Source organism: Ureibacillus thermosphaericus (genome assembly GCF_002370195.2).
In the GTDB taxonomy this organism is placed as follows: Bacteria; Bacillota; Bacilli; order Bacillales_A; family Planococcaceae; genus Ureibacillus; species Ureibacillus thermosphaericus.
The window spans coordinates 2,480,442-2,500,780 of the sequence record NZ_AP018335.1 but is presented as its reverse complement, the minus strand read 5'-3'; the positions used below and the strand labels follow the sequence as shown (position 1 = coordinate 2,500,780).

General features: G+C 37.8%; 20 protein-coding genes and 4 pseudogenes. 20 read left to right on the top strand and 4 right to left on the bottom strand.

All coding sequences use genetic code 11. The features are described 5' to 3' along the window. Positions 1–267: 267 nt before the first annotated feature. Positions 268–993: an RNA polymerase sporulation sigma factor SigK gene (gene sigK, locus UtA1_RS12015; RefSeq protein WP_096551273.1), complete on the bottom strand. Its 726-nt coding sequence runs from the start codon at positions 991–993 to the stop codon at positions 268–270. A gap of 266 nt (positions 994–1,259) precedes the next feature. On the opposite strand from sigK, the gene UtA1_RS12010 reads away from it, so the two are divergent. The 11 genes from UtA1_RS12010 to UtA1_RS11960 all read left to right on the top strand — a co-directional run bounded on the left by UtA1_RS12010 (position 1,260) and on the right by UtA1_RS11960 (position 9,938). Then, on the top strand, positions 1,260–1,778 hold the full coding sequence (locus UtA1_RS12010; RefSeq protein WP_016838597.1) for a YqeG family HAD IIIA-type phosphatase: 519 nt from the start codon (positions 1,260–1,262) through the stop codon (positions 1,776–1,778). Beyond that, entirely contained in the window at positions 1,778–2,881 is a 1,104-nt protein-coding gene (gene yqeH / locus UtA1_RS12005) for a ribosome biogenesis GTPase YqeH (protein WP_096551271.1), read from the top strand. The genes UtA1_RS12010 and yqeH overlap by 1 nt, the downstream gene beginning before the upstream one ends. A gap of 21 nt (positions 2,882–2,902) precedes the next feature. Beyond that, complete coding sequence (gene aroE / locus UtA1_RS12000; RefSeq protein ID WP_096551269.1) at positions 2,903–3,724, top strand: shikimate dehydrogenase; 822 nt, start codon at positions 2,903–2,905, stop codon at positions 3,722–3,724. 17 nt (positions 3,725–3,741) lie between these two features. Further along, positions 3,742–4,035, top strand: coding sequence for a ribosome assembly RNA-binding protein YhbY (yhbY, locus tag UtA1_RS11995; RefSeq protein WP_096551267.1), 294 nt, complete (start codon positions 3,742–3,744; stop codon positions 4,033–4,035). Between the two features lie 23 nt (positions 4,036–4,058). Beyond that, a complete protein-coding gene (locus UtA1_RS11990; protein ID WP_096551265.1) occupies positions 4,059–4,631 on the top strand; it encodes a nicotinate-nucleotide adenylyltransferase in 573 nt (190 codons plus the stop codon). Beyond that, positions 4,618–5,172 (top strand): bis(5'-nucleosyl)-tetraphosphatase (symmetrical) YqeK, encoded by a 555-nt coding sequence (gene yqeK, locus UtA1_RS11985; protein WP_096551263.1) that lies wholly within the window; start codon positions 4,618–4,620, stop codon positions 5,170–5,172. Before UtA1_RS11990 ends, yqeK begins: the two co-directional genes overlap by 14 nt. 68 nt (positions 5,173–5,240) lie before the next feature. Beyond that, the gene (rsfS, locus tag UtA1_RS11980; protein WP_096551261.1) at positions 5,241–5,588 is read left to right on the top strand and encodes a ribosome silencing factor; all 348 of its coding nucleotides are present in this window, start codon (positions 5,241–5,243) and stop codon (positions 5,586–5,588) included. Next, positions 5,581–6,321 (top strand): class I SAM-dependent DNA methyltransferase, encoded by a 741-nt coding sequence (locus UtA1_RS11975; RefSeq protein ID WP_172597872.1) that lies wholly within the window; start codon positions 5,581–5,583, stop codon positions 6,319–6,321. Before rsfS ends, UtA1_RS11975 begins: the two co-directional genes overlap by 8 nt. 75 nt (positions 6,322–6,396) lie before the next feature. Continuing rightward, positions 6,397–7,035 carry a helix-hairpin-helix domain-containing protein gene (locus UtA1_RS11970; protein ID WP_096551256.1) on the top strand — a complete coding sequence of 213 codons (639 nt, stop codon included), beginning with the start codon at positions 6,397–6,399 and terminating at the stop codon, positions 7,033–7,035. Between the two features lie 58 nt (positions 7,036–7,093). Further along, positions 7,094–7,663 carry a ComE operon protein 2 gene (locus UtA1_RS11965; RefSeq protein ID WP_096551254.1) on the top strand — a complete coding sequence of 190 codons (570 nt, stop codon included), beginning with the start codon at positions 7,094–7,096 and terminating at the stop codon, positions 7,661–7,663. A gap of 205 nt (positions 7,664–7,868) precedes the next feature. Further along, positions 7,869–9,938 (top strand): DNA internalization-related competence protein ComEC/Rec2, encoded by a 2,070-nt coding sequence (locus UtA1_RS11960; protein ID WP_232019833.1) that lies wholly within the window; start codon positions 7,869–7,871, stop codon positions 9,936–9,938. Positions 9,939–9,993: 55 nt separating this feature from the next. Here UtA1_RS11960 and UtA1_RS11955 read toward each other — a convergent pair whose 3' ends face one another. Continuing rightward, a complete protein-coding gene (locus UtA1_RS11955) occupies positions 9,994–10,158 on the bottom strand; it encodes a YqzM family protein (RefSeq protein WP_016838586.1) in 165 nt (54 codons plus the stop codon). Between the two features lie 174 nt (positions 10,159–10,332). On the opposite strand from UtA1_RS11955, the gene holA reads away from it, so the two are divergent. Then, the gene (gene holA, locus UtA1_RS11950; RefSeq protein WP_096551252.1) at positions 10,333–11,343 is read left to right on the top strand and encodes a DNA polymerase III subunit delta; all 1,011 of its coding nucleotides are present in this window, start codon (positions 10,333–10,335) and stop codon (positions 11,341–11,343) included. 78 nt (positions 11,344–11,421) lie between these two features. Here the strand turns inward: holA and UtA1_RS11945 are convergent. Next, positions 11,422–12,772 (bottom strand): annotated as a pseudogene (locus tag UtA1_RS11945) (transposase). Between the two features lie 521 nt (positions 12,773–13,293). On the opposite strand from UtA1_RS11945, the gene bioF reads away from it, so the two are divergent. The 6 genes and pseudogenes from bioF to UtA1_RS11915 form a co-directional block, all read left to right on the top strand. Further along, complete coding sequence (gene bioF / locus UtA1_RS11940) at positions 13,294–14,469, top strand: 8-amino-7-oxononanoate synthase (RefSeq protein ID WP_096551248.1); 1,176 nt, start codon at positions 13,294–13,296, stop codon at positions 14,467–14,469. Continuing rightward, positions 14,466–15,161, top strand: a complete 696-nt coding sequence (locus UtA1_RS11935) for an alpha/beta fold hydrolase (RefSeq protein WP_096551246.1) — start codon at positions 14,466–14,468, stop codon at positions 15,159–15,161. The genes bioF and UtA1_RS11935 overlap by 4 nt, the downstream gene beginning before the upstream one ends. Further along, the gene (bioC, locus tag UtA1_RS11930) at positions 15,151–15,942 is read left to right on the top strand and encodes a malonyl-ACP O-methyltransferase BioC (RefSeq protein WP_096551244.1); all 792 of its coding nucleotides are present in this window, start codon (positions 15,151–15,153) and stop codon (positions 15,940–15,942) included. Before UtA1_RS11935 ends, bioC begins: the two co-directional genes overlap by 11 nt. 57 nt (positions 15,943–15,999) lie before the next feature. Continuing rightward, a pseudogene (locus tag UtA1_RS11925) lies at positions 16,000–16,707 on the top strand (Mu transposase domain-containing protein); the annotation flags it as partial. Further along, positions 16,707–17,455, top strand: a pseudogene (istB, locus tag UtA1_RS11920) (IS21-like element helper ATPase IstB). The pseudogenes UtA1_RS11925 and istB, both read left to right, overlap by 1 nt. Positions 17,456–17,500: 45 nt before the next feature. After that, a pseudogene (locus UtA1_RS11915) lies at positions 17,501–17,725 on the top strand (group II intron reverse transcriptase/maturase); the annotation flags it as partial. Positions 17,726–17,804: 79 nt separating this feature from the next. On the opposite strand, the gene rpsT reads toward UtA1_RS11915, so the two are convergent. Next, positions 17,805–18,065 carry a 30S ribosomal protein S20 gene (rpsT, locus tag UtA1_RS11910; RefSeq protein WP_016838584.1) on the bottom strand — a complete coding sequence of 87 codons (261 nt, stop codon included), beginning with the start codon at positions 18,063–18,065 and terminating at the stop codon, positions 17,805–17,807. A 161-nt stretch (positions 18,066–18,226) separates the two neighbouring features. Between rpsT and gpr the strand changes: the two genes are divergently transcribed. Continuing rightward, positions 18,227–19,255: a GPR endopeptidase gene (gpr, locus tag UtA1_RS11905; protein ID WP_096551240.1), complete on the top strand. Its 1,029-nt coding sequence runs from the start codon at positions 18,227–18,229 to the stop codon at positions 19,253–19,255. Between the two features lie 48 nt (positions 19,256–19,303). Beyond that, positions 19,304–20,107, top strand: a complete 804-nt coding sequence (gene spoIIP, locus UtA1_RS11900) for a stage II sporulation protein P (protein WP_016838582.1) — start codon at positions 19,304–19,306, stop codon at positions 20,105–20,107. Positions 20,108–20,339: the final 232 nt, after the last annotated feature.

The window sequence follows — 20,339 nt, the reverse complement described above, 5'->3', positions numbered from 1 at the left end:
AGGTCTTGACTGCATCATTTGGTAAAAAGTAATATATATGTAAGCTCGTTATGCATTTTTGGAGGAGGTAAAGGTATGATTTTAACATTAATGTTAGTTTCTGTAACAATTACTGCACTTGTTGGATTGATTGCTTGGTACGGTGCAAATGACGGTTCTGTAAAATCAAAATAAAAAACAATTAGCTCGTTTAAATTAATATTTAAATGAGCTTTTTCTATTTATATAAGAATTGAGCCGGCTCAACATTTGAGCTGGCTCATTGTTTTACTTTTTTTCCCGTTCTCTTTCTCTTTCATTTTGATTATGTTTAAATTGTTGGTACAATTTCACAAGAGCTCTTTTTTCAATTCGAGATACATAACTTCGGGATATGTTTAATTTTTTTGCAATTTCTTTTTGAGTTAAAGGTTCTTCATTATTTAATCCGTAACGGTAAATAATAATTTCCAATTCTCTCGTATCCAATGTATTGAGATACGTATACAATTGTTCGAAACTTTCTTTTTGTTCGATTTTTTCGATTGCAGGTTTTTCATCTAGTTGTAAGATGTCTCGTATTTGCAAAGATTGTCCCTCTTTATCCACCCCAATAGGTTCAAACAAAGATACATCTTTTTGCACTTTTTTTTGTGCTCGAAGGTGCATGAGTATTTCATTTTCAATGCAACGGGCTGCATATGTTGCGAGGCGAGTTTTTTTATCTGGTGTAAAACTGCTCACAGCTTTCATTAACCCGATCGTTCCAATTGAAATATAATCGTCCAATTGTTCGTGTGGGGGATGGAACTTTTTCACCACATGGGCAACAAGCCGCATATTCCGTTCAATTAAATCAAGTCGCGCTTGCTCATCGCCCGCTAAAAATCGTTCAATTGCTTTTGCTTCTTCTTCTGATGTGAATGGTTTATGAAATGCCTGACCTTTAAGGTATCCTAGAAATGCGGGAATATCTAACCAAAGCTGAATCAGTGATGCCAATATTCCGCTCAAGGAGGTCATCCTTTCCGCTTTTTTCGACATTATATGAATTGAAGTATGAAAAAATGCGTAACGACGCTTATTCTGTAGAAAAAAGTAAAATTCATAAGAAAAGGCTTGAAAGAACTGTTTAACATTTGATAGTTTAGTAAATGTTTCAATTGTTGTAGTATTATGTGAGGAGCATTGAGTTCCATCGTTATGTTCGTGCTACATAGGTTTCAAATTGAAGGTTATGCTATAATGGGAAATAAATTTTTGTAAGAGGGGAAAAGGTTTTGTATAAGTTATTTTTACCAAATGAATTTGTTGCATCAGTGTTTGAAATTACTCCAGAAAAATTAAAATCACTTGGAATTCGAGGTATAATAACCGATTTGGATAATACATTAATCGAATGGAATCGAAAGGAAGCGACGAAAGAAATTGCTGAATGGATGAGATTGATGCAAGAAGCAGGCATCCAAATCATCATTGCTTCCAATAACAACGAAGAAAGAGTAAAACGGTTTGCAGAACCATTGAAAATACCGTATATTTATCGTGCAAAAAAACCGCTTGGACAAGCTTATAAAGCTGCTCTTCATAAATTGCAATTAAATAGAAATGAAGTGGCAATGGTAGGCGATCAGTTGCTTACGGATATTTTAGGTGCAAAACGATTGCAACTTTATACTTTTTTAGTTCGACCTGTAGCGGAGTCGGATGGCTTTGTTACGCGCTTTAACCGTTTTGTTGAACGACGCTTATTTAAAGTATTAAAAAGAAAAGGAATTACGATGTGGGAGGAACAATAATGACAGAAATGCCAACTTGTATTGGCTGCGGTGTAAAAATTCAAACTGAAAATCCAGAAGAAACAGGCTATGCGCCGCCAAAAACGTTAGAAAAAGAAACAGTAATTTGCCAAAGATGTTTTCGATTAAAAAACTATAACGAGATTCAACCGGTACGATTAACTGATGATGACTTTTTGAGAATATTAAATGGCTTAGGTAATCATGATGGACTGATTGTGAAAATTGTAGATATCTTTGATTTTAATGGAAGCTTCATACCAGGAATTCATCGATTTGTTGGAAATAATCCGGTATTACTAGTAGCAAATAAATCGGATTTGTTACCGAAATCTGTGAAACGAGAAAAAGTGGTGCGTTGGCTAAAGAGAGCTTCACGAGAATTTGGATTACATCCTGTCGAGGTAAAACTAGTAAGTGCCCATAAAGGACACGGAATGGATGAAGTCATTGAAACAATCGATCAATATCGTGAAGGAAAAGATGTATTCGTAGTCGGTTGTACCAATGTAGGAAAGTCTACATTTATTAATCGCATTATCAAACGCGCTACTGGAGAAGGGAATTTAATTACAACATCTCATTTCCCTGGAACAACTCTAGATATGATTGAAATTCCAATGGAAGATGGAAAAGCAATTTACGATACGCCCGGTATTATCAATCATCACCAAATGGCTCATCATATTCATGAAAGTGAGTTAAAGTATATTACACCGAAAAAAGAAATTAAGCCAAAAGTGTATCAATTAAATGCTGAACAGACATTGTTTATCGGTGGACTAGCTCGATTTGATTTTATTAAAGGTAATCGCAACTCGTTTACTGTGTATGTATCAAACGAACTTCCAATCCATCGTACGAAATTGGAAAAAGCCGACGCATTATATGATGAACACCGAGGCAAGTTATTATCTCCGCCTTCGGAAGAGTTTATCAACCAATTACCTCCATTTGTTCGTCACGAGTTTTCGATAAAAGAAGGTAAAACAGATATCGTCATTTCCGGGCTAGGATGGATTACAGTGCAACAACCAAATGTTGTCGTTGCTTGTCATGCGCCTAAAGGTGTAGAAGTATTTATACGTCCTTCTTTAATTTAAGTATTGGAAGAGGGTTAGGTAATGAAGAAATGGTTTGCTGTTATTGGTGATCCGATCGCTCATTCAAAATCGCCGTTCATGCATAATACGTGGTTTCATGAAATGGGAATTGATGCGACTTACATTCCAATTCACGTGAAAAGTGAACAATTAGAGGAAGCCGTTGCTGCTTTAAAATTGCTAGGTGCTAGTGGATGGAACGTGACAATTCCCCATAAGGAATCCATTATACCTTTATTAGATGACATCGATCCGATTGCTCAAAAGATGGGGGCAGTCAACACAATTGTTAGACAAAATGATGGCTCATTAAAAGGTTATAATACGGATGGTGCTGGTTTTGTACATGCTTTAGAAGAGGCGGTCGGAAAGAACAAAGAGAAGAAAGTGCTTATGATTGGAGCTGGAGGAGCAAGCAGGGGAATTGCTTTTGCGTTGCAGCAATATGGTTATGAACAAATCCATATTGCCAATCGCACTGTTTCAAAAGCAGAAGCAATCATCCAAGAACTCGGTGAAGGGATTGCTCTTTCTCTTGAACAAGCAGAAAAACAATTAGATCAATATGGTATTATTATTCAAGCGACTTCTCTAGGGCTTTCAACTGGAGAAAACAAGCTCCCAATTTCATTGGATCAATTACAGGAGGGAACAATTGTTGCCGATATCGTGTATAATCCGTTAATGACTCCTTTCCTGTTAGAAGCTGAAAAACGACAAGCAAAGATTGTAACTGGGCTAGGAATGTTTATTCATCAGGGAGCAATCGCATTTAACCATTGGCTAGGTCAATATCCAAACACCGAAAAAATGATGGAGAAATTAATAGAGCAATTAAAATAGATTACTAGGAGGAACCTATGCTTACAGGTAAACAAAAAAGATTTTTGCGGGCAGAAGCCCATCATTTAAATCCGATCTTTCAAGTAGGGAAGGGCGGAGTGAATGAACAAATGCTTCGCCAAATAGAAGATGCTCTTGAAGCTAGAGAGCTTATTAAAGTTCGCATTCTAGATAATTGTGAAGAAGATAAACACGATGTAGCAGAAGCATTGGCTTCGGGAACAAATTCTGAACTTGTTCAATTAATTGGCCTTACAGTTGTGCTATATAAACCTTCAAAGAAAAATAAAAGAATTGAATTACCTAAATAAATTTTAAAGTCAGGTGTTCTTTAATGAAAAAAGTCGGCATATTAGGAGGAACTTTTAATCCTCCACATATCGGACATTTAATCATGGCAAATGAAGTGTATCATGCCTTACAACTTGATGAAGTCCGCTTTATGCCAAACGCAATTGCTCCACATAAAAAAAAGGAAGACGAATCAACTAATGAAAATCGTCTGCAAATGGTGCAATTACTAATAAAACCTTATAAAGAATTTACGGTGGAAACAATTGAACTAGAACGTGGTGGAGTTTCTTATACTTATGACACGATGGTGGCATTAAGAGAAAGAGAGCCGGATGTAGAGTTTTATTTTATTATTGGTGGAGATATGATTGATACCCTCCACACTTGGCATCATATCGATGAACTTGTTAAAATTGTTCAATTTGTTGGTATTAAGCGCCCTGGTGCCAAGTCGGAGACACCTTATAACATTATTATGGTAGAAGCTCCTGAAATAGCTTTATCTTCCACAATAATACGCGAACGGTTTGCCACAGGTGGAACATTAAGATTTCTATTACCACCAGAAGTGGAAGCTTATATTCGAAAGGAAGGTCTTTATGGAGCGAAGTGAATTATTGAATCGAATTAAATCTCGAATGCCAGAAAAGCGCTACATTCATACAATAGGAGTAATGGAGACGGCAATTCAATTAGCAGAACTATACGGAGCAGATGTAAAAGCAGCAGAAACAGCTGCCATTTTGCATGATGTTGCGAAATATGCAGATGAAGATTGGATGGAAAATATTGTAAAAGAACACGGTCTGGATTCGAGATTGTTAAATTGGGGGCCAGAAATTTTACATGGTCCTGTAGGTGCTTGGATTGCCGAACATGAATTTCATATATCCAATGAAGATATTTTAAATGCCATTCGTTTCCATACGACAGGTAGAGCAGGCATGTCGAAATTGGAGAAAATTATTTATATTGCCGATATGATTGAACCGAATCGATCATTTGATGGAGTAGAAAAGTTAAGAAATAAAGCACAACAAGATTTAAATCAAGCGATGTGTGCATGTATTCGTCATTCCATTGCCTTTTTAGTTCATACAAAGCAGCCGATTTTCCCTGATTCCATCGAATGTTATAATCATTATTATAAATAATTTGTTTAGCTTTTTTGACAATTCGAAAAAATAGATAGTAAATACAAAAGGAGAGGAATTGTGACTCAATGGCAGATTTGTTGCAAGTAGTTTATAAAGCATTAGACGATAAGCGTGCAGAAGATATCGTCATTTTAAATATGAAAAACATTTCATTACTGGCAGATTATTTTATTATTTGTCATGGAAATTCAGACCGTCAAATTCAAGCGATTGCTAGAGAAGTGAAGGAAAAAGCTGAAGAAAATGGCTTTGATGTTAGAAGAATGGAAGGATACGATTCTGCTCGTTGGATTTTAATCGATTTAGGTGATATGGTCGTTCATGTATTCAATAAGGACGAACGACAATTCTATAATTTAGAACGATTATGGGGAGATGCACCACAAATCGAAGTGCCGAGTGTCAGTGAATAGTTACGAACGTTTTGCCGAAGTGTACGATGTTCTCATGGAAGACATCCCATATGATCAGTATGTTAAGTGGGTTACTGCCTTTGCACCAAGTTCCAATTATCCCACATTATTAGATGTCGGATGCGGGACTGGTACATTATCGATACGGTTTAGTAAAGCGGGTTATCAAGTTAGTGGCATTGATTTATCTGAATCAATGCTTACAATTGCTCAAGAACGGTCCCAAAAAGAGGATTTGACGATACCGTTTTACCATATGTCAATGGATGATTTAGAGGGCTTTTCAAATATAGATGTTGTTGTCATTCCCATTGATTCAATCAATTACTTACAAAGTGAAAAACAAGTGAAAGAAACGTTCAAAAGAGTATATTCAACTTTACGTGTGGGAGGTCAACTATTTTTTGATGTCCATTCCATTTATAAAATGGATGAAATCTTTTTACAAAGCCCTTTTACGTATGATGACGGCGATATTTTCTATATCTGGTATACAGAAAAAGGGGAAGAAGAGCATTCTGTTGTTCATGACATCACATTTTTTGTAATGGAAGATTTAACGAATCTTTATGAGCGTTTTGATGAACAACATTATCAGAGAACCTTTTCAATTGAAACTTATGAAAATTGGTTAAAGGAAGTTGGTTTTTCACAAATATTTATAACTGCTGATTGGGAAGACCAATCACCTACCAACACGAGTGAACGTATTTTTATTCGTGCAGTGAAATGACATCTTTTCTTTAGAAGGTAAATCGAGTATCATAAAGGTGACTCCATATGATTTACCTTCTAGAAGGGGTGCTCTATGATTTTCCACGATTTCTTAAAGAAGTATGGAAAAATGCTTGTAGCACCTGGAATCCTTTGCCTATTCATTGCTATCTATTTACTTCAGCAAGACAGTTCGGATGACGCTGAATTCGTTTCAACCATTCCTCAACCACAAATTTTCGATGATATGGAAACCCTTCAATCGGAAGAATCCACTTCTACAAAAGTCATTGTTGATGTAAAAGGGGCTGTAAAATTTCCCGGCGTATATGAATTAACAACAGAAGATCGAATTATCGATGCCATTCAATTAGCGGGCGGTTATGAAGAAGAAGCTGATTCAAACTATATTAATCATGCACAAAAATTGCAAGATGAGATGGTTATTTATATACCAAAAAAAGGTGAACTTCTTCGGGATGAAGAATACCAACCGTTAGGACAAGCTCTTCAACAAAGCCATTCATCAAGCAAGAAAGAGTCGTTAGTAAACATTAACACCGCCGATGAGTCCAAATTAATAACTTTGCCAGGAATCGGTCCTTCAAAAGCTCAGGCAATCATCCAGTATCGTGAAGAACATGGACCGTTTAAAAAAATCGAGGATTTAAAAAGTGTTTCTGGCATCGGTGAAAAAACCTTTGAAAAATTGAAGGATTTTATCACGATATAACTAATATTTAATTATTTTCTTCTATACTAGTAAATAGAAATCATTTGGAGGTAATCATATGGAGCGCATTACTTGGGATCAGTATTTTATGGCTCAAAGTCATTTATTGGCTTTACGAAGCACATGTCCACGTTTGAGCGTTGGTGCTACGATTGTGCGGGATAAACGAATCATTGCGGGAGGTTACAACGGCTCCATATCAGGTGATGAACATTGTATTGATGAAGGTTGTTATATAAGAGATAACCATTGTGTGCGCGCAATCCATGCAGAAATTAACGCTCTATTACAATGTGCAAAATACGGTATTTCAACAAATGGAGCAGATATATATATCACTCATTTTCCTTGTTTGCAATGCACTAAAGCAATCATCCAATCTGGCATTAAAAATGTTTACTATGCTAGTGATTATAAAAATGATCCATATGCTATCGAAATATTAAATAAAGCCGGAGTAAATGTTGTTCATGTGCCGTTTAATAAATCAAAAATTGACTTTTTAAAAGACGAGAAATATCAAATAGTTTTAGATTTGTTGGAGAAGTTACGACAAAGTGGCGCCGATAAAGAAGAATTATCCTTATATGAAGAGAAGGTGAAGGAGTTATTTGATATTTCAACATAAGTGGATTTACTATGCCTTGTCGGTGCTCATTGCCTCCCTCAGTGCGCATGAGACCACATGGCTTTTATTGTTACTTATACCGCTAGTTTTGCATGCTTATTTGATAAAGTTTCATCCAGTGCAAATTACTATACTTTTATTTTGTAGTATTAGTATTTTTCTCTATTTCTCTACCCAATTAAAAGAAATAGAAAAGCCTATCATCTTGACGGGAATCTATACGTGGACGCATGAATATAAAGTAAATGGCGATAAGATAAAAGGGTTGATGAAAGATGAAAATGGTAGGAAAGTCTATGTGACATATAAACTCAGCTCTGAAGAAGAAAAACATATTTTCGAATCGATGCCTTTAGAAGGAAAGGGATTCTTAGTTGAAGGGGAAATGGTGGAACCTAATAGACCCCAACATCCCTATAGTTTTAATATGAAAAAGTATTTAAAAAGTAAAGGTGCGACAGGTATCTTCGAAATTCATAGGCTTCAATATATTGACACGAAATCATCTTTCCATCAAAAAATTCGTGTTATGCGTTTTCATTTGAAAAAACATATTGAAAAGACGTTTCCAACATCTCTTGCTCCTGAAGCAAAAGCTTTACTAATCGGTTTACAAGATGATGTGGATGATGAAACAACGAGGGCTTATCAAAAATTAGGTATTACTCATTTGTTCGCCATTTCGGGATTGCACATTGCAATTTTTGCTTTCATTATTTATGAAGGGCTGATTCGTTTGCGTATAAGGCAAGAGATTGCGACCATTCTTCTAATAATTCTATTGCCAATTTATGCGATTGTAGCAGGTGGAGCTCCTTCTGTTTGGCGGGCAGTAACTGTTCTGGAGTTGATCATCATTTCACGATACAAACGTCGCCTTGCAATAGATGATGCTCTTTCCATCAGTTTTATCGGTTTTGTGTTGATTGAGCCATGGGTCATCTATCAAGTTGGCTTTCAACTATCTTATTTAGCTACAGCTAGTTTAATTTATTCTAGTAGATTTTTGCATTCGATTAATTCTTGGTGGTTAAAATCGTTTTTCATTACTTTTGTTTGCCAGTTAATCGTTTATCCTCTATTGCTATATCATTTTTATGAACTAAGTATCTCCTCGTTTATCGTCAATCTATTTTATGTGCCTCTGTTTTCCTTTCTTATTTTGCCAATCAATATTGTTTTATTAATCCTTTCATTTATTCCAATTCCTTTATCCAATCTATTTTTTACAGTGTATGAACCATTTCGGCTTCTCATAACAAAATTTACTTTCGTACTACAATCTGTGCCTTACCAAATGTGGGTGCCAGGCAAACCTTCCTTATTTTTGATGATACTGGCTTATGTCAGTGTGTTGATGGCATTATACTTCATCGATTGTCGAGCAAAAATCCGATATATCGTGTTGGTATTACTAATTCCTGTATTTCTACTACATTTTAAAGGAAAAATAAACCCTCATTTAATTATTTCCTTTGTGGATGTTGGACAAGGCGATTGTATCGTCATCGAACTTCCTTTTCGAAAAAAAGTGTACATGATTGATACAGGAGGGGTTTTACGATTTCAACAGGAGGAGTGGAAAGAAGGTACTCGATATGAAGTGGGAAGACAAGTAGTCGTTCCGTATTTGAAAGGAAAGGGAATTTCAAGCATTGATACGCTTATATTAACACATGCTGATAGTGATCATGTGGAAGGAGCTGAAGAAATATTAAAAGAGATTCGCGTTCGAGAAATACATGTAACGCCTTCTTCTTTGAAAAAGCCAGTTATGAATGATTTAATGGTTGAGGCAAAGATTCAAAAAGTTCCTATTAAGGAACAAATGGCTGGAAATGCATGGCGTGATAGAGAAGTGATTTTTCAATATCTTTGGCCTTTTGATACGGATTATGAAGGGAATAATGGTTCGCTCGTTTTATATGTTCAACATGGTCATTTTCATGCATTGTTTACTGGGGATTTAGAAAAGGAGGGAGAACAAAAGCTGCTTTCAATATATCCTACTTTATCATCCATCGATTTATTGAAGGCAGGCCATCATGGTAGTAAGACCTCCAGCAGTGAAGAATTTATTCGACAATTACAGCCTGCAATCACGATTTTTTGTGCAGGAGAAAATAATCGATTTGGACATCCTCATAAAGAAGTTGTAGAACGATTTCAACGAATGGGATTAAAAACATTTACGACAGGGGAAGTTGGGACGATTGAAATTATCGCAAAAGCGCATGAAATGAAAATAAGAACCGTGACAACAACTATTGACTGAAAAGAAAAATAGAGTGTAGACAGAGGGAGAAACCTTGTCTACACTCTATTAAGTATTAAGCGACAGCATCAATAACTACGGCAATAATGAACATTAATGTGAAAAATAAGAATGATACCGTGAAACCAACCGCAGCATCAGTAGCTTCATTACGTTTGCAAGAAGCATTATCACCTTCGAATGGGTTATGTGTAACGAAATTTTCATTATGATTTGCCATATGATAACCTCCTACTCAAAGTCCATTATAAGTCAATAGATAGTAAAAAGCTATAAGAGATTATTGAATTTCTTTTTGATTTCTATTTCATTTTGACACATTTTATACAAAAAATACAGTTCTTCTCATAATTCGTGTATACTAATGGATACGAATTGTTTGGAGGTTTACGAAATGTTTACGAAAGCATGGAAAGAAATAGCAAATGGAAAAATCGCTCCAGTATATTGTATTTATGGCGAAGAAACTTACTTTATAGATGAAACAATTGAACGCATAAAAAAAGCCTTGAGTGTTCACGAGGAAGTGGAGATGACGATGTTTGACTTGGAAGAGTCACCGGTCGACTTTGTCATAGATGAAGCGGATACATATCCATTTTTATCAGATCGTAAATTAATCATTGCGAAAAATGCAACCTTTTTAAAAGCTGCCGAAAAAGGTTCGGAAAAAGTTGAGCATGACGTCAAGCGACTAGAAAACTGGTTAAATCATCCTTCCGATTTTGCAGTAACAATCTTTACAGCGCCATATGAAAAATTGGATGAACGAAAAAAAATCACAAAGTTGATGAAGGAATTATCCGTCATGCTTCATGCAGAAGCGCTAGGGGAAAAAGATTTAGCTGTTTGGATTCAAAGTGAGGTTGCGAGCTTTGAGAAAAAAATTGAAGACGAAGCTATAGACAAGCTGATTGAAATGGTTGGAGAAAATATGAATCAGCTTCAAAGGGAGATTGAAAAGCTTGTTCTCTATTTAGGCGAAGATAAAATGATTACAAGTGATTTAGTGGAAAATCTCGTAGCAAAAACCCTTGAACACGATGCGTTTAAAATGTTAAATGCTTACCTTGCTCATAACGTTTCAGAAGCGCTTCGAATTTATCATGACTTGTTGCGTCAAAAGGAAGAACCCATAAAATTAGTTGGTTTATTAGCAAACAATATACGGACGATGAATAACGTTTACTATTTACATAAAAAAGGTTATCCTCCGACACAAATTTCGAAACAATTGAAGATTCATCCTTACAGAGTAAAATTAATGCTAGAAAAAAGGGATCGTCCAAGTGAAGAGCGGTTATTGAAGGCGCTAAATGAACTTGCTGAAATTGATATCCTATTAAAAACAACTGGAGGAAACCGGGAAAGATATTTGGAAATGTTTTTATTAAAAAGTTTATAAATTGAATCAATTTCATAAATCATAGTATTTCTGAAGTATAGAGTACCCCTATACTAAAAACTTTGTTTTTTTTTAAAATTATGCAACTTGGTTTTGTTGCTGTAATAAAGCATTAATTCGATCAACTGCTAGTTTGCAGGTATTATAAATTAACGTCACCAGATTGAAATGCATTTTTGCTTTCTTTCCTGTACGATGACGGACATTGTTTAATTGAAAGTATTCCTTTAAATAAGCGTTAACGCGTTCGACTGCTGTACGTTCTTGATAAAGCTGTTTCCATCGTTCTGTCCCACGTGCTGGATAGGTAAATTTACGGATATCTATATCACATTTGATTTTGAAAACTTTTTGGCAAAGGGTGTCTTCTCGTAATGGGCAAGTTGCACATTCCTTTGGACGTGTGAATTTTAATGTATTGTACTTAGCGTCAAAGCTGTCATATTGGTAACTATGTTCACGCACACAGGTTGGACGAAAATATTCATCGAATCCTATATATTCTCCTTCTCGGCGAACGTTGTAAGGAATCACGACTCGCATGGACTGTGATACGGCTTGACGGTAAATAGGTTCAACATCATAACCAGCATCAAATATAGCTATTGTAAATTGACCGTTTCCTAAGTGATGAAGTTTTTTCAATAACGGAATCGCAGCTTTACAATCACTTAAATTACCTGAGGACATCAAACGAGTGATGATATATTGACTTTTCGTCGAAACAGCTAAATGTGCTTTATAACCAAACCAGAATGTATTTTTTCCTTTACTATTCTTTTTCACACCCCATTTTGGCTCAATCGGTACATCCTTCCAAAGGGTTTCTAATGGGATATCCAGCTGTTCTTTCAGTTCTTTTTCATAGGTTGATTGATTTCCTTATTTTCTCTACTTGTTCGGATAACCAAACAGCTCGTTCAGCTTTCGTTTTACGACCACGTTTTTTAGGAGTTTTAGGTGCTTTCTTTTCTGATGGTGTGAAAGCATCACGAGCTTCAAAGTGACTCGCATCGATGGCGACATGTTCATCATGTAGAAAGCCTTCCAACATTTTGATGAGTGTATCGTTCATTTTATCTAGCACATCTGATTCACTAATGACTTGAATCATGCGTGAATAAGAGCTTTCAGATGGTACGACATCAGACACAAGGAATCCACAGTCGAAACGAAATAAAGGATCATGAACCAAACGTTTGACTAAATCCTTGATAGTTGGAATACGTTCGACAATACGTATAATCAGCGATTGAATCATTGCACCATAATTCAATTCACGTGGTGCACCTTTCAATGTCTTTTTAGAAAACAATTGAAATATAGGCTGAATGTCGATCACACTAAAAATGGCATCATAACGATGGGAACTTTCCATTTCTAATAATTGATGGATGTCAAAAAGAGAAATTTGTTTTACAATAGTCATAGGGTACTCACCTCTTTCGTATGGTTTGTTTGGTTACCTACCATTATAACGAAATTTGGGGAGGTACCCATTTTTTATTGTCTTGAATCCCTTGAAAATCAAGGGGTGAGAATTATGAAATTAACTCAAATGAATGAATTTAACAAGTTTAAAGGAAGAGCTTTCTTCATTAACTGAAATAATTTACTTTGACTCCAATCAATATCTTCGTGAGAAATATATTTAAAGTTATGTCTCAATCGTGCGATAAAGGATGGAAATCACACTGGAGAAATCATCTCTTTAATTCGTCTTGGAGAAGCATTGAAAAAATTTAATGAAAAGGTTCTTATTCAACTAACGAATAAGAACAACCGAAGACCGCAATAAAGCGGTCTTTTTTTTCTTTTGATGAAGATCAACATTGAAAGAGCTTTGTTTTTAAAGAGATCATAAAAAAATTGTTCGAATGTTTTGTCTATGATACGATAATGTAAACTTTAAAATTATAAAGGTTTACAATTGGAGGAGGAGAGGGAGGTTTGTGGCAGGACAACATAAACGCGCAATTAGCAACACTGGAGAAGAAAGCACAAAAGCGGAAACTTCCGCGCATGGAGCGTTCGGATGAAGGTTGGGTGATCATGAACGGGCGAAAGTTGCTGAATCTCGCTTCCAATAACTACCTTGGCTTAGCGGATGACGAACGGCTCATCGAGGCGAGCATTCGTGCGATGCAAACATACGGTGCAGGCGCCACCGCCTCGCGCCTCATTGTCGGCAACCATGCGCTATATGAGGAAGCAGAAGCAGCGTTAGTGAAATGGAAAGAAACCGAAGCTGCTCTGATCATCAACAGCGGTTACACTGCCAACGTTGGCATTCTTTCCGCACTAGCAAGCCGTGAGGATGTCATCTTTAGCGATAAACTCAACCACGCCAGCATCGTTGACGGCGCCATTTTAAGCCGCGCCGAACTGAAGCGCTATCGCCATAACGACATCGACCATCTTGAAACGCTTTTGAAAAAAACACCTGTGCATAAGCTGAAAATCATTGTTACCGACACGGTTTTCAGCATGGATGGAGACATCGCTCCTCTTCGCGAACTCGTTGCCCTCAAAGAAAAATACGGCGCGATTCTCATGATCGATGAAGCTCACAGCAGCGGCATCTACGGAGAAAAAGGAGAAGGGTTGGCCCATCACCTCGGCATTGCTGAACACGTCGATATTCACATGGGAACCTTCAGCAAAGCGCTTGGCACATTTGGCGCCTATGTGACAGGAAAGAAATACCTCATTGACTATTTGATCAATCATATGCGCGCCTTTATTTTTACAACTGCCTTGCCGCCAGCGGTGCTCGGATCGATTCGAGCAGCGATTTCCATCGTCCAACAAGAACACGAACGCCGCACAAACTTGTTTACCCATAGCGATTACGTTCGCAACGAACTGAAGCGCCTCGGATTCAACATCGGCGCAAGCACAACGCAGATCGTGCCGATCATCATCGGTGACAACGAAAGAACCGTCCGTTTCAGCGAGAGGCTGCAAGAACGCGGCATTGCGGCTGTTGCGATTCGTCCGACAACCGTCCCAGAAGGCACCGCGCGCATTCGCTTCTCGCTCATGGCGACGCTTACGAAACAACAGATCGACTGGGCGCTCGAACAAATCGCCCTTGTCGGCAAAGAAATGGGTGTTATCGCATGAACATTGTTTTTATTCCAGGCTGGGGGATGAAAGGGGAGATTTTCGCTTCGCTCGCACGCTCTCTGCGTCATTTAGGAGATGTATCGTTCATTGAATGGGGCGGCATCGAAAGTATTTCCTCTTTTCGTGAACGTGCCAAACAAGCGCTCCATGCTCGTTCGGTGCTCATCGGCTGGTCGCTCGGCTCGCTCGTCGCTCTCGAAATGGCGCACGAGAACCCTAAACTTGTTTCTCATCTTGTTCTCATCGGCGGAACGAGCCGTTTTGTGACGGCGGCAGGCTACGACGCAGGATGGCATCCGCGCATCGTTGAGCGGATGAAAAAACAGCTTCAGCGCCATCCCGGTGAGACAATCAATGCTTTTTTGGCTTCTTTGCTGACGGAAGAGGAAAACGCCGACCTTTCCGATTATTTTCATCGCGACCGAACGAAGGAGCTGCTCATCGGACTTGATTATTTATTAACGGCGGATGCTCGTTTGCTTTTACCTGAAATTCATGTGCCGATGCTGCTCATTCACGGTGAACGAGATGCGATCTGTCCGCCGGATGCGTCGCGTCACATTGCCGCACATGCACGCGCGGCAACGCTCGCGCTTTTTTCAAACACAGGCCACGTTCCGTTTGTTACAAAAACGGAAGAATGTGCCCAACTCATTCAATGGTTTGTAGGTGAAAAAGATGATCGATAAACAATTACTGCAAAAACGGTTTAGTACGAATGCCCAAACATATGACCAATTTGCCAACGTGCAAAAAAAGATGGCGAATGCTCTATTCGGCCAAATCGTCATACGTCCTGAACGCATTCTTGAAATCGGCTGTGGAACAGGCTATCTCACCGAAAAGCTTCGCCGTCACTTTCCACACGCCCGCATCACCGCTGTCGACTTAGCGCCCGGCATGATTGCCGTCGCCAAACAACGCCTTGATGCTGAACAGATCAATTGGATTTGCGGCGACATCGAAGAAATCGAACTGTCCGAACGGTACGATCTCATCATCTCCAACGCGACATTTCAATGGCTCAACGATCTAGATCGCACGCTTTTGCGCCTCTATGACGCATTAAACGACGGCGGACAACTGGTTTTTTCAACATTTGGCGCACGCACGTTTCACGAGCTGCACACATCGTTCGCCTGTGCGCTTAAGACGCAAAATCTAAACGAACCGCTTCGCATCGGACAATCATTTCCAACACTAAATCAATTACTCGGCCGATGCCAGTGCACCATTCCATCCGCCGCCATCAGCGTAGCCGAAACGATCGAAATCGAACGCTTCCCATCCGTTCGCGACTTCTTCCTTTCATTGCGCAAAATCGGCGCCACAAACAGCACGACAGGTCGATATTGCCAGCGTCCATCCGTATTCAAAGCGATGATGCGTGAATACGAACATCGCTTTTCCGAAAACGGCCAGATCTTTGCGACATACCACTGTTTATTCATCGACATCACCCGTCTATGAGGCGGGTGTTTTTTACGAGAATGGTAGACAAAATGCGATCCTTTTTGTAGTTTGGTGTTTAGGACAGAATATTTAGTTTCGATTATCGAAAAATTAAATCAACGTCCTCATTATTTGAAGGAGAAAACACATCATGAATTGATGTTGGAAGGAAAAGCTGAACGTGCTGGTAGCTTAACAGCTGCACCATTCGATCCGGCAGAATTAATAGAACTACGTGTGGACAAATATAGTACTGTTACCTATCGGCACAACCGATATTCTGTACCTGAGGGGCATGTAGGAGAATATATTAAGTTAAAAGCTCGTGCTGAGGAAGTGCTTCTGTTTAGTGAAGGTGAATGTATCGCAAAGCATAAACGAAGCTGGCAAGTGCATGTCTGGGTGATGAATATTTACCACTATTTAAACACGCTACAAAAGAAAAAAGGTGCCTTAGTCCAAAGTGAATGTTTGAGCCAAGCACCAAAACAAATAAAAAATATCTACCAACGTTATTATATCGGAAATGAAAAAGGTTTTCTAGAGCTGCTTGTTTATACCAAAGAACGAGATTGCCTAGCAAGAGTATTAGAAGTCATTACTGAACTAGAAAAGAACCCTTTGGTTCAACTAACAACTGAAAAAATCATTTTCTTAGCAGAACAATCAGCGGAAGTACGTACTGTTCTAACTGGCCAAGATGATGTCGCCAGCCAATCCTTAGATAATCTCTCTTCATTAGCAGCGTTATTTCATTCTAAAGGAACAGGAGTGGTTCATTAATGGACAAGCAAAAAGAAATGATTGATATGTGCAAAGAATTACGTTTACCAAGTATTCGTTCTTTACTTGAACAGGAAGTCTTACTTGAACAATATACACAGCTGAGTTTCTTTATTTCGCTTTAAAACAAGAAATGGAGGATTGTTACGTACGAGCAAAAGCTAACCGAATTCGATTAGCCAATTTTCCAGAGAAAAAACTGTTAGAAGAATTAGATGTAGAGGCACTGCCGCAAAATGCGGCGGTCCGCCTTCCTCATTTGAAAGAGCTAAAGTTTATTCAGGACAAGCAGAATGTGTTATTAATTGGCTCACCTGGTACTGGTAAAACCCATCTTGCGATTGGATTAGGAATCGAGGCCTGTTTAGCAGGCTATAAAGTGTATTTCACGAGTGTAGCCTCACTTGTGAATCAATTAAAGGAAAGCCGTTCCGCAAGAACGTTACGCTCGTTTGAATTGAAATTTGAAAAGTATGATTTAGTCATCATTGACGAACTTGGCTACATTTCGTTCGATAAAGAAGGAGCAGAGCTTCTGTTTACGCACTTATCGTTACGTGCCGGTCGAGCAGCAACGATTATTACAAGTAACCTCACATTTGAACGTTGGGAAGAGGTCTTCCATGATCCAGTTTTAACCTCAGCGTTAACCGATCGACTCACGCATCGTGCACACATCATTAACATGATTGGTGGATCTTACCGAATTTTAGAAACGAAAGAATGGATGGAACAGAGCAACTTTTAGTGGCTCACATTTTAATTAACAATTGGCTCAAATTTAACTTGCGAAATACAAATGTGTCTATGGAAGAACTGGAAGAAACCGAAAACAAAGATACGCAACCTTATTCAACTTGGCGTACCACAATGGCAAGCGTATGAATGGGGAAATACTCGGAAGAGTTATTGGCGTATTTCAAATAGTCCAATATTACACAGAACCCTTGGTAACTCCTATTGGAGAAACCAAGGGCTGAAAAGTCTTGAAGCTCGTTATGAAAACTTGCGTCAATGATCTTAATTGAACCGCCGTATACGGAACCGTACGTACGGTGGTGTGAGAGGACGGGAGTTAATCGCTCCCTCCTACTCGATTAGTTAGCTTGAGCTAATTTTTTAGCAAGGCGTGATTTTTTACGGCTTGCAGCATTTTTATGAATGATTCCTTTGCTTACTCCTTTATCAAGAGCTCTTGTAGCTTGAATCACTAATTCTTGAGCGTTTTCAGCACCGCTTGCGATTGCTTGTTCAGCTTTTTTAACAGCAGTACGCATTGCTGATTTAGCTTGAGCGTTTGCAACGTTTGCTTTTTTCGTAGTTTTTACACGTTTAATTGCTGATTTAATATTTGGCATTTTTTCACCTCCTAGTTGAAATACGAGATGACAATTTTTCAAAAATATCATTTGTCAATACAACAAAAAACATTATACAAAAGGTAATCTATATTTGCAATACATAAATGCAAAGAATATTTACTTGACAGATTGAACATGATAGAGAAGAGGTGATAAAAATGCAAGAAATTATCTGGAATAGAACCGATTTAATTGATGAAACAGAAGAGGTTGTTCAACATCAAACGAAACAACAAAAAGAGAAACTAGATGATACAGAAGGAGTCAAATTTGAAGAATTTTACGAAAATCGAGTAAAAGTGACAAAGGTGACCGTCAATCAAGAAGGAGCTAAAGAGATTGGAAAAAAAGAAGGGCAATATTTTACCTTAACTGTTCCAACATTGAATATTGACGATCACGATGGTATGAAGCAGTTGGAAAAAGCATTTGTTAAATATATCGATGAAATTCATCAAAATATTAAGTTAACAAAGAAGAGTAAAATATTAGTAATTGGACTCGGCAATAAGACAATCACACCTGATGCGATAGGCCCGTTTACTATTGATGCAATGCAATCAAGACAGTTAGAAGAACATAATGAACAATTTATTTTATATGCTCCGGGTGTAACTGGGCAGACGGGGTTTGAAACGAGTGATTTTGTACTTGCATTAGCAGAAAAAATTCAACCCGATTTAGTTATCGCCATCGATGCTTTAGCAACGAGAGGAACAGCTAGATTATGTAAAACAATCCAAATAACTAATACCGGAATTCATCCAGGGTCAGGTGTCGGAAATCAGCGGGCAGAAATATCAAAAGAAGTGTTAGGTATTCCTGTAACCGCAATCGGTGTTCCAACGGTCGTTGATGCTACGGTTATTATTGCTGATGCGGTAGATAAGGTATTTCGTTCCATTGCGACAAAAATTCAAGAGAAAGACAAGCCTTCTGGCAAACTTTCTGTCACATCTTGGACATCGGATTCAAATTCAGATGTCGATTTAAATGTTGTTCGACCGATTTTTGGAGAATGGTCGACTTGGTCAAAGGCTGAACGAAGGCAACTATTTGAGGAAGTATTGTTATCTGGTTCGCAAAGACTTATTGTTACGCCGAAAGAAGTCGACATTTGGATGACGAAGTATTCGGTATTGATTAGCAATGGTTTATTTAATTGGGTAGAAGATAGATTGAACTAGTTCTAAAAATTCTCTTTCTTCCATATCGTAGTGGAAGGAGAGGATGCTATGATTAAAAAAATTCAAGGATTTGTACTGTTATTGCTTTTCTTTTTCTTGTTACCAATCATTACAGGACTATTACCTTTTCCAAACAACGAGAAATTTGTTCCTGCCACACCAGAAGAAAAGATAGTCTATGCATCGAATGATTTAGTAGTATCTGATGTTGTGCCTCCAAAAGATCCTTTTAAAGTGTTGCTCGTGTTTACCCATTCCCATGAAACGTATAAGCCTTTCGTGGAGAATGAAAAGGGAATGGTCGCTGTATACGATGATCATTCAAATTTATTTTCCATGCAAAGTTTGTTTGAAGATTATTTTCGGTTAAATGGAATTTCTGCGACAACTCTTGATGTAGATGTAATGAATGTCATGAAGCAGAATGGCAAAGCTTTTCATGAGGCTTATAAAACAGCTAGGCCATATATTGCCGAAGAATTAAAATCAAATCATTATGATTTGATTTTGGATATTCATCGAGATTCTACTTCTCGAAATAAAACAACGATTGTTCATAAAAATGTTTCCTATGCGAAAGTAGCTTTTGTTATTGGTGCAGAAAATCCAAATTATAAATCTAATAAAACGCTTGCTCAAGCCTTAAGTGATTCAATGAATCAAATTATACCAAATATTTCAAGAGGTATTATTGAGAAAAAAGGCAGCGGTGTGGATGGGGTATATAATCAAGATTTGGCAAAAGAAATGATATTAGTGGAGATTGGTGGCATTGATAATACAGAAGATGAAGTTTATCGTACGGTTGCCGTAATGGCGCAAGCGGTGGCGAATAGTATTGCAAAACAATAAATTTATATTTGCAAGTAGCGTTTAAGAGAATGGCTTTTAAACGCTATTTTTTATTTTCATAAGGCAATTATGATTATTTTATAGAATAAGAATAAAGATTCCCTTTATTTGCTTATCTTGTTTATTATTGTGCTTACGCCATACTTCATAGTATAATTCAACTTAGTTTATTGTAACTTTGTAAAATCATGTTGAAAAACAACACAAAATAGCTGTATATAGTGAAAGGTGA